Source organism: uncultured Flavobacterium sp. (assembly GCF_951805225.1).
Lineage (GTDB): Bacteria > Bacteroidota > Bacteroidia > Flavobacteriales > Flavobacteriaceae > Flavobacterium.
Map to the genome: position 1 here is coordinate 1,713,181 of NZ_OX638201.1, position 16,877 is coordinate 1,730,057.

At 32.7% G+C, this 16,877-nt stretch carries 25 protein-coding genes and 1 riboswitch; of the genes, 4 read left to right on the forward strand and 21 right to left on the reverse strand.

Going from position 1 to position 16,877, the window contains the following annotated elements:
- Positions 1-351: 351 nt before the first annotated feature.
- From WN975_RS07330 to WN975_RS07380, 11 genes are all read right to left on the reverse strand, one after another.
- Complete coding sequence (locus WN975_RS07330; RefSeq protein WP_337965939.1) at positions 352-486, reverse strand: hypothetical protein; 135 nt, start codon at positions 484-486, stop codon at positions 352-354.
- 44 nt (positions 487-530) lie between these two features.
- Positions 531-653 carry a hypothetical protein gene (locus WN975_RS07335; RefSeq protein WP_337965940.1) on the reverse strand — a complete coding sequence of 41 codons (123 nt, stop codon included), beginning with the start codon at positions 651-653 and terminating at the stop codon, positions 531-533.
- A 184-nt stretch (positions 654-837) separates the two neighbouring features.
- On the reverse strand, positions 838-969 hold the full coding sequence (locus WN975_RS07340; protein WP_337965941.1) for a hypothetical protein: 132 nt from the start codon (positions 967-969) through the stop codon (positions 838-840).
- A gap of 43 nt (positions 970-1,012) precedes the next feature.
- Positions 1,013-1,168, reverse strand: coding sequence for a hypothetical protein (locus tag WN975_RS07345; RefSeq protein ID WP_337965942.1), 156 nt, complete (start codon positions 1,166-1,168; stop codon positions 1,013-1,015).
- A gap of 155 nt (positions 1,169-1,323) precedes the next feature.
- Positions 1,324-1,482: a hypothetical protein gene (locus WN975_RS07350; protein WP_337965943.1), complete on the reverse strand. Its 159-nt coding sequence runs from the start codon at positions 1,480-1,482 to the stop codon at positions 1,324-1,326.
- A 143-nt stretch (positions 1,483-1,625) separates the two neighbouring features.
- Entirely contained in the window at positions 1,626-1,790 is a 165-nt protein-coding gene (locus WN975_RS07355; protein WP_337965944.1) for a hypothetical protein, read from the reverse strand.
- A 42-nt stretch (positions 1,791-1,832) separates the two neighbouring features.
- Positions 1,833-1,991 carry a hypothetical protein gene (locus tag WN975_RS07360; protein ID WP_337965945.1) on the reverse strand — a complete coding sequence of 53 codons (159 nt, stop codon included), beginning with the start codon at positions 1,989-1,991 and terminating at the stop codon, positions 1,833-1,835.
- Positions 1,992-2,034: 43 nt separating this feature from the next.
- Positions 2,035-2,169 carry a hypothetical protein gene (locus WN975_RS07365; RefSeq protein ID WP_337965946.1) on the reverse strand — a complete coding sequence of 45 codons (135 nt, stop codon included), beginning with the start codon at positions 2,167-2,169 and terminating at the stop codon, positions 2,035-2,037.
- A gap of 193 nt (positions 2,170-2,362) precedes the next feature.
- The gene (locus tag WN975_RS07370; protein ID WP_337965947.1) at positions 2,363-2,521 is read right to left on the reverse strand and encodes a hypothetical protein; all 159 of its coding nucleotides are present in this window, start codon (positions 2,519-2,521) and stop codon (positions 2,363-2,365) included.
- An 813-nt stretch (positions 2,522-3,334) separates the two neighbouring features.
- Complete coding sequence (locus WN975_RS07375; protein ID WP_337965948.1) at positions 3,335-3,802, reverse strand: cupin domain-containing protein; 468 nt, start codon at positions 3,800-3,802, stop codon at positions 3,335-3,337.
- On the reverse strand, positions 3,799-4,797 hold the full coding sequence (locus WN975_RS07380) for an NADP-dependent oxidoreductase (RefSeq protein ID WP_337965949.1): 999 nt from the start codon (positions 4,795-4,797) through the stop codon (positions 3,799-3,801). Before WN975_RS07380 ends, WN975_RS07375 begins: the two co-directional genes overlap by 4 nt.
- Before the next feature lie 92 nt (positions 4,798-4,889).
- On the opposite strand from WN975_RS07380, the gene WN975_RS07385 reads away from it, so the two are divergent.
- Positions 4,890-5,267 (forward strand): helix-turn-helix domain-containing protein, encoded by a 378-nt coding sequence (locus tag WN975_RS07385; RefSeq protein ID WP_099708038.1) that lies wholly within the window; start codon positions 4,890-4,892, stop codon positions 5,265-5,267.
- A gap of 263 nt (positions 5,268-5,530) precedes the next feature.
- Here WN975_RS07385 and WN975_RS07390 read toward each other — a convergent pair whose 3' ends face one another.
- The 7 genes from WN975_RS07390 to WN975_RS07420 form a co-directional block, all read right to left on the reverse strand.
- On the reverse strand, positions 5,531-7,003 hold the full coding sequence (locus tag WN975_RS07390) for an aminotransferase class V-fold PLP-dependent enzyme (protein WP_337968978.1): 1,473 nt from the start codon (positions 7,001-7,003) through the stop codon (positions 5,531-5,533).
- Positions 7,004-7,332: 329 nt separating this feature from the next.
- A complete protein-coding gene (locus WN975_RS07395) occupies positions 7,333-8,325 on the reverse strand; it encodes a TlpA disulfide reductase family protein (RefSeq protein WP_337965950.1) in 993 nt (330 codons plus the stop codon).
- A 277-nt stretch (positions 8,326-8,602) separates the two neighbouring features.
- Positions 8,603-8,703, reverse strand: a riboswitch (SAM riboswitch).
- Positions 8,704-9,073: 370 nt separating this feature from the next.
- Complete coding sequence (locus WN975_RS07400; RefSeq protein ID WP_337965951.1) at positions 9,074-10,159, reverse strand: nitronate monooxygenase; 1,086 nt, start codon at positions 10,157-10,159, stop codon at positions 9,074-9,076.
- Between the two features lie 16 nt (positions 10,160-10,175).
- Positions 10,176-10,556, reverse strand: a complete 381-nt coding sequence (locus tag WN975_RS07405; protein ID WP_337965952.1) for a nuclear transport factor 2 family protein — start codon at positions 10,554-10,556, stop codon at positions 10,176-10,178.
- Positions 10,557-10,632: 76 nt separating this feature from the next.
- On the reverse strand, positions 10,633-11,367 hold the full coding sequence (locus tag WN975_RS07410) for an SDR family oxidoreductase (RefSeq protein ID WP_337965953.1): 735 nt from the start codon (positions 11,365-11,367) through the stop codon (positions 10,633-10,635).
- Between the two features lie 5 nt (positions 11,368-11,372).
- Positions 11,373-11,591 carry a 4-oxalocrotonate tautomerase family protein gene (locus WN975_RS07415; protein WP_337965954.1) on the reverse strand — a complete coding sequence of 73 codons (219 nt, stop codon included), beginning with the start codon at positions 11,589-11,591 and terminating at the stop codon, positions 11,373-11,375.
- 26 nt (positions 11,592-11,617) lie between these two features.
- Positions 11,618-12,151, reverse strand: a complete 534-nt coding sequence (locus WN975_RS07420) for a YceI family protein (protein ID WP_337965955.1) — start codon at positions 12,149-12,151, stop codon at positions 11,618-11,620.
- A gap of 226 nt (positions 12,152-12,377) precedes the next feature.
- On the opposite strand from WN975_RS07420, the gene WN975_RS07425 reads away from it, so the two are divergent.
- Positions 12,378-12,590: a hypothetical protein gene (locus WN975_RS07425; protein ID WP_337965956.1), complete on the forward strand. Its 213-nt coding sequence runs from the start codon at positions 12,378-12,380 to the stop codon at positions 12,588-12,590.
- A 121-nt stretch (positions 12,591-12,711) separates the two neighbouring features.
- On the opposite strand, the gene WN975_RS07430 is transcribed toward WN975_RS07425, so the two are convergent.
- Positions 12,712-13,329 carry a Crp/Fnr family transcriptional regulator gene (locus WN975_RS07430; RefSeq protein WP_338140814.1) on the reverse strand — a complete coding sequence of 206 codons (618 nt, stop codon included), beginning with the start codon at positions 13,327-13,329 and terminating at the stop codon, positions 12,712-12,714.
- A gap of 163 nt (positions 13,330-13,492) precedes the next feature.
- On the opposite strand from WN975_RS07430, the gene WN975_RS07435 reads away from it, so the two are divergent.
- Both WN975_RS07435 and WN975_RS07440 read left to right on the forward strand, forming a co-directional pair.
- The gene (locus WN975_RS07435) at positions 13,493-13,891 is read left to right on the forward strand and encodes a DoxX family protein (protein ID WP_099712618.1); all 399 of its coding nucleotides are present in this window, start codon (positions 13,493-13,495) and stop codon (positions 13,889-13,891) included.
- Positions 13,892-14,035: 144 nt separating this feature from the next.
- Positions 14,036-14,851 (forward strand): DUF1223 domain-containing protein, encoded by an 816-nt coding sequence (locus WN975_RS07440; RefSeq protein ID WP_337965957.1) that lies wholly within the window; start codon positions 14,036-14,038, stop codon positions 14,849-14,851.
- 252 nt (positions 14,852-15,103) lie between these two features.
- Here the strand turns inward: WN975_RS07440 and WN975_RS07445 are convergent, their stop codons facing one another.
- On the reverse strand, positions 15,104-15,871 hold the full coding sequence (locus WN975_RS07445; protein ID WP_337965958.1) for a LytTR family DNA-binding domain-containing protein: 768 nt from the start codon (positions 15,869-15,871) through the stop codon (positions 15,104-15,106).
- The gene (locus WN975_RS07450; RefSeq protein ID WP_337965959.1) at positions 15,852-16,868 is read right to left on the reverse strand and encodes a histidine kinase; all 1,017 of its coding nucleotides are present in this window, start codon (positions 16,866-16,868) and stop codon (positions 15,852-15,854) included. Before WN975_RS07450 ends, WN975_RS07445 begins: the two co-directional genes overlap by 20 nt.
- Positions 16,869-16,877: the final 9 nt, after the last annotated feature.

Here is a 16,877-nt window from a genome sequence, read left to right on the forward strand (position 1 = left end):
TTTATAAATAATTACTTAAAAAGACAAACAATAAATGTAAGTTTTATACTTATAAATATTCATAATTATTTAATAGTCTTTAACTTATTAAATAGATAAATCACTATTTTAATATTTGATAGTTAATTCCTGCAATCCGACAAAAAATTAAAAAACAATATTTTTTTTATAAAATGCTTAAGTATCTATCGATTTCAAAAAAGTCAGACTATTTTGTCAAATATAAATAGTCTGACTTTTATAACATTACGGTTTCCCACATTCTCTAAATTTATAATGTTTTGCATTTCTGCCGAACCATAAATTCAAAGGCTTTTTTACTATTTTGCTACAAAAAGTTATAACAAAAAATTATTGGCAACTATGACACGATGAATCATAAGGTCCTGTTGTAGCACCAGGACATACTGCAGAAGTTGGCCATTCCGCCATATTTCCACCTTTATATACTTTTTTATCTTCATTGCTTAATTTGATAACCTTCAAATTTTTTAATTTTAGTTTTTTCATGTTTATTGTTTTAAATAATTTTATTGATCTTCGTCTCCACATCCATGACACCAAGAAATATAAGGTCCTGAAATAATACTGTCACATGGTGCTGACGTATCCCAACCGCCACCTTTTACAGTTTTCTTTTCTTCTTTAGTCAATTTGACCACTTTCAGGTTCTTTAATTTTAATTTTTTCATGTTTATTGTTTTAAATAATTAATAAATTGTACAAGTCAAATTTTAAAAAAGACTTTCTAAATCCTGAGTTGTTGAAAGATTACACAAAATCAAAAGATAATTGCGCCATCTTCTGATTCACAGAAGAACACATTTTAAAACTGTCCTAGTCAATTGGTGGTTCGCAACCATTACACCACGAAATATATGGGCCTGATGGTTTATCTGAACTTACTGTTGTGCAACCTTCACCTTTTACAGTTTTCTTTTCTTCCTTAGTCAATTTGACAACTTTCAAATTCTTTAATTTTAATTTTTTCATTTTTACGGTGGTTTATAAATTAGTGATCTTCTTCTCCACAACCGTTACACCATGAAATATAAGGTCCGGATGGCGGTTCAGAACTTACTGTAGTGCAATTACCTCCTTTTACAATTTTCTTTTCGTCTTTAGTCAATTTGACAACTTTCAAATTCTTTAATTTTAATTTTTTCATTTTTATTATGTTTTAAATAATTAATAATACTAATCTATATCGACCATAATAAGGTTATATGAATCTGGACTTATCCAAAAAATGGCGCAAAATCAAAAAGACAATTGCGCCATTATTTTCCTTATTTTTTTATAAGATCTCTTTTTAAGATTGTTTTAATCAATTGGCACTTCACAACCATGACACCAAGAAACATATGGTCCTGATGTTCTATTGCATTCGCCTGAAGTTGGCCAGGCACCACCAGTAATAGTTTTCTTTTCGTCTTTAGACATTTGAACAACTTTCAAATTCTTTAATTTTAATTTTTTCATTTTTATAATGTTTTAAATAATTAATTAATGCTAATCTGTATAGACTATAATAAGGTTTTATACACCTGGACTTATCCAAAAAATGGCGCAAAATCAAAAGACAATTGCGCCATTTTCTTATTATTGCAAAACTTCGTTTAAAATTATTGTTGAGCTGGTTCTTGTTCACAACCATGACACCAAGAAACATACGGTCCTGATGTTCTATTGCACTCACCTGAAGTTGGCCAACTACCACCGGCAATAGTTTTCTTTTCCTCTTTAGTCATTTGAACAACTTTCAAATTTTTTAATTTTAATTTTTTCATTTTATTATATTTTAAATGATTAATAATACTATTCAATAAGGTTTAATCTACTGCTTCACAACCATGACACCATGAATTATAAGGTCCTGTTCCAGGACCAGGACATACTGCAGAAGTTGGCCAATCACCACCCTTTATAGTTTTCTTTTCGTCTTTAGTCAATTTGACTACTTTCAAATTCTTTAATTGTAATTTTTTCATTTTTATTACGCTTTAAGTGATTAATAATACTAATTAAAAAGATTTACTTATCTTCTAATTCACAACCATGACACCAAGAGATAAATGGTCCTGAAGTAGCATTACATCCGTTAGAAGTATCCCAACCACCACCTTTGATAGTTTTCTTTTCTTCTTTACTTAAGCTAACAACTTTCAAATTCTTTAATTTTAATTTTTTCATTTTTATTATATTTCTAAATGGTTAATGATATTAATGTGTTTGGGTTATAATGACTTTTTCTAAGTCATTACTTATTGAAAAAATGGCGCAAAATCAAAAGATAATTACGCCACTTTCTTATTCTTATAAGAACTCCTTCAAAGATGTTCTAATCAAGAAGATTTACTGATTAATGATCTTCTTCTTCACAACCATGACACCAAGAAACATATGGTCCAGAAGTCATGTTACATGGCTCAGAAGTTGGCCAACCACCACCTTTAACAGTTTTTTTCTCTTCTCCAGTTAATTTAACAACTTTTAGGTTTTTTAATTTTAGTTTTTTCATCATTACTTTTTTTAGATGATTAATAAATAATTTGGGTACTAATTATGACCTCATTTTATCCTTCTATTTTAACCATGTGCACTTAGTTATTTCGAGAATAAAAGTGAGATTATTTGGATCAAAAATAGAATTATAAATTATAAAAAAAAATAAATTTTTAAAATAATTTCACAATAAAATAAGCTATTATTTAAATTTTAAGCAAATAAAACAACACTTAACAAATAATTTCATAAAATACAGAATTATTTGAAAAGCATTTCTGAATAATTTTACCTGTGTAATTAACGAGATATAACTCGTTAATTACAATAAATAAAAAATGCCCGAGTACAAAGAAATTGCACGGGCTAAAAAATTATATGGTTCTTATATAAGTATTAATTAGAACAACCATTACACCAAGAAATATAAGGGCTTGACATATCGTTACATGGTATTCCACTATTATCAGGTGGACGAGTCCCACCTTTAACTACTTTTTTCTCGTCGGCACTTAATTTTAATACTTTCAAATTTTTTAATTTCAATTTTTTCATCGTTACTTTTTTTTTTCAAATAATTAATAAATAATTTAATGTTTAAAAAATTCTCCCTTATGTATTTTAATTGAATATGTGCACCAAGAGTTCAAATAAAAAAGTGAGATTATTTTCTCAAATGTAAATTGCCTACTCGAAGAAACCTTACGGCTTTCCTCAATAATATATTTTTTTTTACAAATAATCTTAATCTTTTAGAAGCAATCCCATATTTTTCTGGGTTTTTAATCTTAATTTTTCATTCATATAATTAAAAATTTAACATAATTGCTTATTTAGAAGCATCCAAAAGTATAGCCAATTGTATGCAAGGAAAATCGGATCGATTACTCCACGCATGATTCGTTCCTCTTTGTATGACAATATCTCCAGCTTGTAATAAAGTTTCGCCTTCGTCTACAATCAAATAAATTTCTCCCGAAAGAATAATGACATAATCCAGAGTTTCTGTTTGATGCATTAAAGGATGTGGTTGATTTTCTGGCGTTACTATTCCCAAATCTTTATCAGGCGGAATCTGTACATATCTAAAATAACTTCCGTTTAAAGGTGTATTGGGAAAAGCTGTATTCTCTATAATTTTCTCTTCAAATTTTGCCGGAGTACTATCTGTTGACCAAATATCAGAAATTATCAAACCCGGAAAATGTTCTGAAACATTTGTTACTAAAGAATCTTCTTCGATTATTGATTTTCCGTTTTGTAAGCCTGTTACGATTCGTCTTGGAATTGTTTTCATATTGTATTGATTTGCATTACTAATTTCTTTCCTTGTGTTTTATTTTCACGTAATATTGAATGTGCAGTTGTAACTGTAGAAACCTCTAAACTTCCAACAATTTGAATTTCTGGCGGTGAGATTATTCCGTTTTGCAACAATAATCTAAGCTCATTTAATCCGTTTTTGTAATAATCATAGCGTTTTTCAAGTCCGTAAACGTAATTCGAGATATTTAAAATTGTAGCGCCGTTAGTAAAAAGAATTCCGCGCGATTCAGCTGTCGAAAAATTAGTCACATCTACATAAACTCCGTTTGTTTTTAGAAGTTTCGCTCCAATTTCTGCTGTGCTATTCCCTACCAAATCCACAACAAAATCAAAATTTTTATTTTCGTTTAAAGAAAATGCGGTTTCGTAAATCTCCTCTTTTTTATAGTTGATGATTTTTTCTGGTTTTACACCAAGACTTAGTAAAGCATTAATACTATTATCATTTCCTGCCGTAACAATAAAATTCTCATAATCATTTGCAATCAATAATTTCAGAAGCATATTGCCTACTCCGCCCGCAGCGCCAGTAATTAATATTGAATCCGAAAGAGAAACATTCATACGATTAAAGGATTGCAAAGCCGTTAAACCTGCAGACGGAATTGCTGCAGCTTCTTCAAAAGAAATATTCGAAGGTTTATGTACCGCAATTGCTTCGGGAATACAAATATATTCGGCGTAAGTTCCGTTAGTTCCCATACTTCCTGATCCGCAGAAAGCGGAATCTCCTATTTTAAAATCGGTTACGTTTTTGCCAATTGCCGAGACAATTCCGGAAAACTCACGTCCGAGAATTGGAGAACGCAAAAGCTTTCTTTCTGAACCGTCTTCAGTCATTTGATAATCGATCGGATTAAAACCTGAAGCTATAATTTTTACCTGAATTTGATCGTTTTCAGGTTGTGGAATTTCTATTTCTTCCACAAGAAACTCTCTGTTTTGTTGTAGTACAATTGCTTTCATTTTTATTGTTTTATTATACAAAAATATAGCGCTAAAGCCTTATTTTTGTTATGGGTTAACCCGAGGTAACCGGTTACCAAATAGAAACTAGTATGGCAAAAATTAATGATAACGGAATACTTCGTGAAGCCAATTGTTCAGAAGAACTTATGGCGATGCGCGACAGTTTGGATGTATTGGGAGGAAAATGGAAACTTATGATTCTGCGTTTCTTAACAAACCGAACGCATCAAACTATTCATTTTAAGAAAATGCAACGCGAAATTGGAGGAATCTCTGCCAAAATGCTCAGTAAGGAATTAAAGGAACTGGAAACAAATTTACTGGTAAGCCGAACGGAACAAGATACTAAACCTGCAACTGTAGCTTATGCAATTACAGAATATGGGAAATCTGTGCTTCCGGTAACCGAAACATTAGTAAACTGGGGAATTACACACAGAGAGAAAATTATCGAATCTTTAAAATAATTCTTTTTTTTTTTCGGAAACCAATTTCATTCCGTAGGAATGTTTGATCGGTAGAACCAAATTTGAATTGTGATTTATACGTTCCGTAGGAACGTTTGGTAAATGCCTATAATGTATTCTTGTGTCAGATGTCCTTACAGGACATAACTCCAAACAATACCATTTTTCTACCGACGAGATATTCCTATGGAATATTATCTATTAAAAACCCGACAGGTTTTAAAAATCTGTCGGGTTTACTTTATCAATGTTTATCTCATGTATTACTCGAAGTTAAACCATTCGTTTACTTCTTCGGCTATAGTTTCTTTAATTTCAGGGTTTTCAAATTCATTTGTAACCGAATTATACTCATAATCTTTCTGCCATTTTTTAGAATGTAAAGCAACTTGTTCAATTGCATCACAAACAAAAGAAACTTCATCATTTGTCATAATTGGATGCAATGATAAACGAACCCAACCTGGTTTATTAGTTTGATTTTTCTCTAAAAGTTCGTTTGTAATTATCGCTGATTTTTTCTCATTTATATTGAAAAGATAATGCGCATAAGTACTCGCACAAGACCAACCGCCACGAACCTGAATTCCGAAACGATCGTTTAAAAGTCGTACAATAAGATTATAATGAATGTCTTCGATTACGAAAGAAACACAACCTATTCTATCCGTTTTAAGGTCTCCTAAAATAGATAAACCTTTTATTTTTTGAAGTCTTGAAAAACAAAGATCAAGCAATTCTTTTTCTCTGTTTTTAATGTTTGAAACTCCCATTTTGTCTTTTAATTCTAAAGCTAAGGCAGTTCTTATTACTTGTAGAAAGCCTGGCGTCCCACCATCTTCTCTAACTTCTATGACCTCGCTATAACAATATTTCCCTAACGGATTGGTCCATTTTACATTTCCTCCGCCGGGATTATCCGGAAAATCAGATTTGTATAATTGTTCATTAAAAACCAAAACTCCACACGTTCCTGGTCCGCCTAAGAATTTATGAGGCGAAAAGAAAATTGCATCCAATTGCTGTTCTGGATCTTTTGGATGCATATCGATTTTGACATATGGCGCCGAAGCAGCAAAATCAACAAAACAAAGTCCGCCGTTTTCATGCATGATTTTGGCTAATTGATGATAAGGCGTAATAATTCCTGTAACATTCGAACAAGCCGTAAACGAACCTATTTTTATACTTCTGTCAGCATATTTTTTAATTTCTTCCGAAAGAACATTTGGGTCAACTAAATTATTTTCATCAGGATGCAGAATCACAACTTCGGCATTCGTTTCATACCACGAAACCTGATTCGAATGATGCTCCATGTGCGTGATAAAAACAACAGGTTTATCATTATCATCATTCGCTCGCAAACCCATTATTCTTTGCAATTTTGATAAAGCCGCCGTCATTCCGGTTCCGGTTGTAACCAAAACATCAGATTCGCTGGCGTTAACAGATTTTTTTATGACATCTCTAGCATATTGATAAGCATAAGTCGAAGTTTTTCCGGTTTGACTTGAAAGTGAATGCGTATTGGCAATCATTGGACCAATTTTATTAAGCATAATATCCTCAATCGGAACGTATAATCTTCCGCTGGCAACCCAATCTGCATACAGCAAATTCTGTTTTCCATAAACCGATTTAAAAGTGTGATCTACGCCTACTGTGTTTTCTCTGAATTTAGAAAAATAACACTCCAATTCAATTGGTTTCGTTTCTGTCTCAATAGCATTCATTTCCTTATCATTTAAATTAACTAAATTTATTATTGTTTGCATTTTTAAACACATAGAAACATAGATTCTATTCTAAATAAAAGATGTTTGAAAAAATCTAGATTTTCACACATAGTCCCAAAGCTCCATATCATTAAATTAAGCTTTAAACACAATCCCTTTGTGTTCTTAAAGCAAAGCATAATTCACAAAACTTTGCGTAATCCTTTGTGAACTTTGCGGTAAAATTTTCTTTGTCGAGTTACATACGAGGCTTCTCCCGAAGTTTCAGGATTTGTTAAAACGCCTCTCTAGATAATGAAAAACTATGTTTCTATGTGTTTAAAAAATTAATTTGCTTGTCCTAAAAGTGCTTTAAGCGTCGTTTGCAATTCTTCTCCGTGAAGATTTTTTGCTACGATAATTCCTTTTGAATCCACTAAATAATTCCCCGGAATTGCTCTTACACCATATAATTTAGCAACGGCGCTATTCCAGAAAAGTAAATCCGAAACGTGTGTCCAGGTCAAATTATCGTCCTGAATACCTTTGATCCAGTTTTCTTTCTTTTTATCCAAAGAGATTCCGATAATGTTGAATCCTTTATCGTGAAATTCTTTGTAAGCCGCTACGATATTTGGATTTTCTTTTCGGCAAGGTCCGCACCATGAAGCCCAGAAATCAACTAAAGTATAACCGCCTTTTAAATTTTCATAAAAGCGAACTGGTTTTCCTTCTGGATTAGTGCTGGTAAAATCGGGGGCTTTTTTTCCAACCGCCAATCCGTTCAAAACGGTAACCAGTTCTTTTAATTCTTTCACGTAAGTGGTACTTTGAAGGCTTTTATCAAGCAAAGCAATGTTTTGAGTAATTTGTTCCGGTGTTAATCTGTACGACCAATTTCTGTACAACACATAAGCAGAAACTATAGATTTAGGGTTTTCTGTAATGAATTTACTGATTTCTACATCTTTTGATTTTCTGTAGGTTTCGAATAAATTCTGAGATTCAGAACCTTCAACTACAGATCCACTATAGTATTTCTTTGGATTTAATTTTACTGTTATTGGACCTTTTTCAAGGAATATATATAAAGGACTATCTTCTGTATTTACGCTTAAACCGTATAATTCGGGAGTTTTTACTTTGGTTTTAAAACTAAAACTTCCGTCTTTTACTTTTACCGAATCAATTGTAGTAAACATTTTATTGTGGAATTTCTGCAGATATACATATTGCGCAACCGTATCTACAACAGTTCCTTTTAATTGCAAGCTGGTGTCTTGCGCCTGAGTTTGTGAAACTCCAAGAAATAAAGCGAAGCCTAATAGTATTTTCTTCATTTTGTTTTGATTTTTAAGTGATAATAAGATTTATATTTTAGTTGAAATTAGACAAAGGAATTCCTTTAACCCAATGTAAAATGGATTTTAGCAAATGCTATTTAAAAGGGAAATTGGATAGAGTTTAATGCTTTCGCATTCGGAAAACAGCAATACTATTTGCATCAAAAATTGAATTCAAAAATTCATAAGCCGCGTATAAAGTTGAGTCTGTTTTCATTTTAAAAAATAAAAAGGTTTTAACATTAATGATCTTATTCAGATTTTGAGGAAATCTTTCTTATCTGTCCCGCAAGGCAGGAAGGATTTAGCACCTTATTCGGTAACAGGTTGCTAAGACATCACTGGGCCTATTCCCTCAGTCTTTCTGGATAAGTATCATACAGAAGTTTTCTGTGATACAAATATATATACTAATTCTATAAAATTAGTATAGTTTAAGAATATTTTTTCAGAAATTATTTCAAAAGCTTATTTTTCATGTTATAAATTACTGTAAAACAAACATTTACCATTAAAAAAAATATTTTGAATTTTTCTTATTTTATAACAATAATTCATACACCTGATTGATGAAAAACATCAAATATGATTTTTATGTTGCAGAAAAAGCACAAAAAAACTCATTCCGATTTTGAAATGAGTTTGTATTATAGTGATATTATCGCATCTGTTTGCATCCCGTTTAAACCCGACAGGTTTTGAAAACCTGTCGGGTTTGTCGCGCTATTGTTTGCACAAGAAATAGCTATAACTTCAAACCTTCAAAATAAGCTGTAGTTTCTTCAATTAAAGAATGCATCAAATCCTTGGCTTTTGTGTGTTTTAAAATTGGCGAAATTTGTCCGCCCCAGAATAATATCATATCCCATTTTTGTTGATCGAGCGCTGCTTTTCGTAATGGAGATATAAAAGTAGTTTGTAACGGAAAAGGCAGAACATCTGATTCTTTCCCGATTATATCTTTTGCAATTCGGCTTGTGATTCCTCGTCCGAGTCTTCCGGTGTAAGCACGCGAAAGTGTTGTGTATTTTGCTGCATCCGAAAATAACATTTCTCTATGAATTGGTAATGCATTCGATTCATCGGTTGCTAAAAATGCTGTCCCAATTTGGACTGCGCTTGCGCCTAATGTCAAAGCTGCTGCGATTCCCTTTCCGTTTGCGATTCCGCCGGCGGCAATGATTGGTATTTTTATTTTCTCGCGCATTAATTGCAGTAAAACAAAAGTTCCAGTTAAGGATGATTCGGCTGAAGCCAAAAAAGAAGGTCGGTGTCCGCCTGCTTCAAAACCCGAAGCGATAATCATATCAACGCCTTTACTTTCCAGAAAAATACCTTCATCAAGTGTTGTGGCAACTCCTATTGTTACAATTCCTAATTTTCGACATTGTTCTAAAACATCATCCGAAGGAACGCCAAACATAAAGCTGAAAACTTTTGGACGAACATCTAAAATGACTTGTAATTGATTCTCAAATCTTGATTGAAATGGTGCTGGTTTTTCCGGTAACGGAATCCCAACTTCATCATAATAAGGTTTGAAAAGCGCTTTTGTTTTTTCAAATTCTTCATCGGTTAAACCGCCATTGGGAATATCATGATCTGAAACCCAAAGATTAATATTATAGGGTTTATTCGTGGCTGCTTTTATTTGTTTGTCTGCTTCATAAATTTCCTGCGGAGTTAAAGTATAAGCTCCGTAACCGCCTAAACCGCCAAGATTAGAAACTGTCGCGGTTAATTCTACGGTTGATAAATTACCGCCAAAAGGTCCTTGCAATATTGGATAATCAATTCCTAACAGTTCCTTCGCTTTTGTATTGTACCACATCGCTTTAGAGTTTAAATTATTCGCTAATGTCTGTCAACATTTTATTGACAATAATCCATTTGCCGTCAATCTTATGGAAAGATAAAAAATCCCGATAATTAAAGTCGTACATTTTAACATTAATCTCTGCAATCGCTATTGAATTCACGACTTTTATGTTTAGAATTTCGCCTTTAAAAGGTTTTCCGGAGTCTTTTGGACTTTGTCTGTTTTTTACGCCGTCCAAATAAAGATCTACAGTTTTGAAGTAAGGTTGTCCTTTTACATCGCCAAAAAGCAGTGATCCGGGATGAAAAATACTTCCCAACAACATTTCATCTCCTTCATAAATTCCTTTGAAATAGTAATTTTCTACTACATCAATAATTGCTTTTATTTCTACTTCTTGATTTTCCATTTTAATTTTATTTTGTGCTTTAAGTCCTGCCGTTAAGCAGGACATCAAAGCTATTACTATTGCAAAATTTTTCAACTTAATTTAAATTATGTCCGGCTGCTTTACCTCCGTCAACATTGATAATTGATCCGGTAATAAAGTTGCTTTTTGCCACGGTATAAACCATTTCGGCAACATCATCGATCTCTCCTACTCGATTTAATAAATGTAAACCTGCACTCTGATCTGCGTTTTCACCGTGCATTGGAGTTCTGATAACTCCTGGCGCAACGGTATTTATGCGAATATTTTGTTTTCCAAATTCAGCTGCCAATTGAATTGTCAACGCGTGAATTGCTCCTTTACTCGAAACCGGAGCCGAAGCTGGCCATCCGCCCAATCCGTGATTTACCAACGGTGTTCCTATATTGATTACGACACCGCCTTTTTGTTCTAACATTTGCGGAATTACGGCTTGTGTAGTAAAGAATGTTCCTTTTAGATTCGTTTTCAAAAATTTATCCAAATACGCTTCGTCAACTTCCAAAAATGGTTTGCTGTCAAAGATTCCTGCATTATTCACCAATACATCTGCCGATCCAAATTTTTGGATTGCTAAAGCAACTAATTGTTTTCCGGTTTCTACATTGCTCACATCGCCAGCAAACATTGCAAGATTATCTCCTGCTCCAAATTCATTAAAAGCATTTTCTAATGCGCTTGGCGTTAATGAATTTATGACAACATTATCGCCTCTGTCCAAAAAATATTTGGCGATTCCTTTTCCTATTCCGGATGCTGCTCCGGTAACTATTATGGTTTGTTTTTTCATGATCTTTATTTTTTATCGGCTGTAATGCCTTTTTCTCTTAATACTGATACTTGTTCTCCTGCGTAACCCCAATCGTCCAATTCGATTTCCTGAATTACAACGTGAGTTAGGTGCGGATCTTTGTTTAAAACGTCTGTAATCAAAGTGGTTATTCCGCTTATTAATTCCTGTTTTTGCTCGCGAGTTACTCCTTCGCGGGTCAATTCTATTTTTACGTAAGGCATGACTTTAGTTTTTAGATTGTTCTAAATTATATTGCTTGTGCAGTAATATTGAAATCCAATTCAAAATCATTGTAAATCAATGTATCACCCAAATCTTTGAAGAAATTCCCTGAACGGAATCTAATATCATATTTGGTACGATCAATAACCAATTTACCCGAAACTGTAATTGCATTTTCAACATTCTCTAAACTTGCTTCAAAACCAACAACATGCGAAATATCTTTTATAGTAAGATTGCCTTCAAGATAATAAGTGCTGTCTGCTACTTCTTTTACAGAAAGAATATCAAAAGATGCGGTTGGAAATTTTTCGATAGAGAAAAAATCATCCGAAGCAAGATGTCCTGCAAATTGTTCATTTGCTTCAATATCTGTAATGTCCAGAATTTTTATTGTAGAGGTATTAATAACGATATTGCCTCCTTTTACTTTTCCACCATTCAAGATGAAATTACCTTCTTTGATACCAATTGTACCATTATGTGCACCGGTAACTTTTCTACCAGTCCATTCTACGTTGCTATTTGAGCTTACGATTTTAAAATTTGTTGTTTCCATTTTTATTGTATTTAAGTGTGTTTAAAACTACAATACAAAGGAACGGCGGATATAAAAATTGGTTACGTGACCTAGATCACATTCTTTTTTTTTGAGGTTCAAAGGGACAAAGGTTTTAAAATCTATAGTATTATTCCTTCGGAATTTTTTAAGGCGTTCCGGAGGAACAAAATATATTGTAGAGATGGATTTTAATCCATCATACGCAATCAAAACCCACGTCGAAATGACAAAACTAGACGCAAACATTATAAAAAAATCTGCTAAATCTGCCGAATCTGCGAGAAACTCATTCTCATTTTTGTCATTTCTAGGAACGAGAAATCACACTAGAAACTCGACAAACATTGGCAATATTATAGACGTAATTTCTTCTGTGAACAATATGGCGCTAAACCCGACAGATTTTAAAAACCTGTCGGGTTTAAACTATGCGTAAATTCAAGCGCGATTTTGTTTGCGTCCCGAAGCTTCGGGATTGCGGAGATTCCTCGTTCCTCAGAATGACAAACTATGCGTAAAGACATAATAATAATAATAATAATAATAATAATAAAATACTATTTATGAGCTTGCAATCTACTTAGCGTTTCTCTTGAAACACCCAAATAAGCGGCAATCAAATGTTTGGGAACAAGATTATACAATTGAGGATATAATGCCAAAAGCTCTTCATAACGGGTTTTAACATTGTTATTCATAAAAGATAAAAGCCTTTTTTGTGAGGCGATATATCCTTTGTTGGTTCTCCAGCGAAAAAAATGCTCTACCTGATGGAATTCCTTACACAGTTCTTCGCGGTCACTATTAGAAATACAAAGTACTTCAGCATCTGTAATACAATCAATATTTATGGTTGCAATTGTTTGATTATATAAAGCATTATAATCCGAAGTCCACCACGTAGGCATGGCAAACTGAAGAATATACATTTTGATTTCGTCATTTATAAAAAAAGCTTTTAAACAGCCCGAAATCACAAAATATTCGCAATCAACATGATCTCCGGCGCTTACAATCGTTTGCCCTTTCTTGAACGACATTGGTGAAAAATGAGAAAAAAAGTAATCGAATTCCTCGTCCGTTAATGAAGCGGTTTTGGCAATATGTTCTTTTAGTAGTTCTTTGGCTCCCATTCTTATTGTATGAATTTCTGTTGTTGAGAAAGTATTTTTCAAAGTTACGAAATCGGATTACATCAAAACTTTAGTTCTCTGGAAAAGCTTAAAGTTTAGAATGTCTGATTCAAATCTCAAATTGTCCGTTTCGGCAAAAAAGCAATATGATTCCGAAGCCTTTCGTCGCAAATTTGTCCTGTTTAACAACTTAAAAATTAAAATCATGAACACAAAAACAACAAAAATTATTTATTGGACAGGAATTATTTTAACTTCTTTATGGTTTGGTGCCAGCGGATTTTTTGAACTTACTACAAATCCTGTAGTTTGGAAAATCACTCAACAACTAGGTTATCCAACGCACTTTATTTATTTGCTCGGCGTAATGAAAGTATCCGGAGTTATCACGCTTTTGATTCCGAATAAATTATTAAGGTTGAAAGAATGGGTATTTGCAGGCGTTTTCTTCGACATCATTTTTGCTTTCTTTTCAAAAGTAGCGGTATTAGGTTTTCCTGCTACAATCGATGCAATTATTGCCTTTATTATGGTAAGCGTAACGTACATTATGTTTAGAAAATTATACACTGCAACTTACGTTAAAAACGAAATCGAAGCTTAAAATTTCTCTTCATTTCAGAAAATAAAAAATATCAAACTAAAATGTCTGAAGGTTTATTTCAGACATTTTTTAGTTTATTCAAAACATTAAAATACATCTAATTATTTTGCTTTATATAAAGTAAAAATTTAAACTTTAAAAATCATGAAAAATGCACTTTTAATAGTTGCGGTAATCGCACTTTCGGTTCTCTTTTTTCTCAATTGTTTCATGTTTCCGGACAGTCACGAAGAATTAATTGGAGAGCCAAAATCTGAAAAAACAAATCTGGAAATCTCAACTAATAATAATAATAATAATAATAGCTTCGCTGTTGTAGAACTTTTTACTTCAGAAGGTTGTTCGAGTTGTCCTCCCGCCGATGAATTAATGGCAAAATTGCAACAAGAAACTGGCGACAAAAACATTTATTTCCTGGCATATCATGTTGATTATTGGGATCGTTTGGGATGGAAAGATCAATTTAGTTCGAATGAATTTACGAATCGCCAACAGAAATATCAGGATTGGCTTCACTTGTTTGTAATGTACACGCCTCAATTTATCATTAACGGAACTACTGAATTTGCGGGTTATAATGAATCTGCTTTAGAACAGAAAGTTTCAAATGCTTTAAAAGCCAAAACCACCGCAGATTTGAATCTGAATGCAAAATCAGATAAAGATTCTTTCGAAGTAGATTTTAAAACTAATTTACTGGAGAAAAATACTAGTTTGTTTGTTGCGACAATTCAAAAGCAAGCAACTTCTAATGTAATTCGGGGTGAAAATAAGGGCAATATATTACATCATGTTCAGATTGTGAGACAGCTTGATTCTTTTTCTTTAACTGAAAAGGAAGGAAAAATAAAGATTCTTAAACCTGGGAATTATAACTTGAAAGACTTTGAATTAATTGGGTTTATTCAAAATACGGTTACCGGAAAAATACTTATAACAACAAAAGCTGATTTATTGTAAATCAGCTTTTTTATTTGTCTTAATGTTATGATTAATAAAGTTTTTTGTCATTTCGACAGAGGAGAAATCTTCGCGAGAAGCTCGACAAAGATTGGAGATATTATACTCGCAATTTCTGTTACGAACAATATCGCGACAAACCCGACAGGTTTTAAAAACCTGTCGGGTTTAAACGTTGCGGAGTTACTTGCGAAGATTTATCCTCCGTCGAATATGACAATATTGCGGAGAAAACTAAAATTTAAAAGTTATTTATCTATTCTCTAACCAACTTAAAAACGCAGTGGCTTTCTCTTTTCCTACCAATAATTTTTCTTCTGTGGGAACGGTTAATTTTAGAATTAATTTGCGTGAAAAATAATGTTCAGCTTCTCTGATTGCTGAGAAATTAACCAAATATTGTCTGTTGATTCTAAAGAATTGCATTGTAGACAATAGTTTATGAACCTCATCAAGGGATTGTGTAATTTGATATTCGGTTTTATCAAATGTCATAATCGTTGGAGTTTCATTTTTGATGTAAAAAAAGGCAATATTCTCTGTTAGAACGGTTTGATATTTATTGTTTTTAAAAACCAAAAAGCTGCTTTTTCCTGTATTTTCGCCGGTTCTGGTTAATAAATATTCGAAATCAGGCATCATTTTTTTATTCCTTTGAAAGAAATTCTTTAACTCGCCTACTTTCTTTATTGCGTTTGCAATGCTTTCTCTCGAAAAGGGTTTTAGGACATAATCTACTCCGTTTGATTTAAAAGCTTCGATCGCATAATCGTCAAAAGCGGTACAAAATATAACGGGTGACAAAACCTCAACGTTTTTAAATATCTCAAAACATAATCCATCTGCAAGTTGAATATCCATGAAAATAAGATCTGGCTGATCATTTTCCATCAAATAACTTACGGCTCCGTCTATGCTTTGTATATACGACAAAATTTGAGCATCTGGTCTGATACTCAAAATAAGCTGACCAAGTGCTTTGGCCGTTTTAACTTCATCTTCAATTATTATGATAGTCATAGATCATTGGGATTTTTACTTTAAAAGTAGTTTCGGTTTTATGAATTTCTATTTCTTTATGAATCAGATGCATAAATCTCTGATTAATGTTTTCAAGACCTACGCCTGTCGATAATACGCCTTTTTTGAGTTGTATCTTATTTTCGATAATCAGAAAATCATCTTCTGAATATAAATTAATATGCAAAGGTTTATCGAGCGAAACAACGTTGTGTTTGATACAATTTTCGATTAATAATTGCAATGTAAATGGCGGAATTGCTGAGTCGTATTGCTTTTGATTAACTTCGTTTATTAGAACAAATCCATCTTCGAAACGGGCTTTTAGCAAATAAACGTATGAATCTAAAATTTGAAGTTCTTCGCGAAGTGGTATTAAATCTAATTTTCGGCTTTCGAGTGTAAAACGATAAAAATCAGATAGTTTTAGAATAAAATCAGAGCTCTGCGGATCCTGAATTTCTACCATAGATTTTAATGTATTCAAGCTATTAAACAAGAAATGCGGATTGACTTGTTGTTTCAAAAGTTCGTATTGCGCGCCAAGATGTATTGCGTGAGTACGTTCAAGCTCCATTCCCATTTGTTGTGTCTGATAATTTTGGAAAAGCAAATGCAGAAACATATATACAATCAAATTGATGAGAACGCCTCGTAATTCGAACATGATTGGAGCGTCCATTTTTGAAATCTGAAAAAGTTCTTGATGTCCAATTACGAGTACAACCATTATCAGAATTCCTAATATGACACTTAGCAACAATTTCCAATTGAACAAACTTTTATTGGTGCGTTGTGTTGAAAATTTTGGAAGACTATAAATGTTATAATACCATATAAAAATGGAAAACATCAACGTAATCGACGAATTGATGACAATATCTCCAGGTGTCGAATCGGCATCAAATAATTTGGGAATCGAAGCAAGAACTGCCAATGCTATAGAACTTCCCCAAATCACCTTACGGGAAACGTGAAAGCTTTTTACTTTTTCCATAATTTTTTA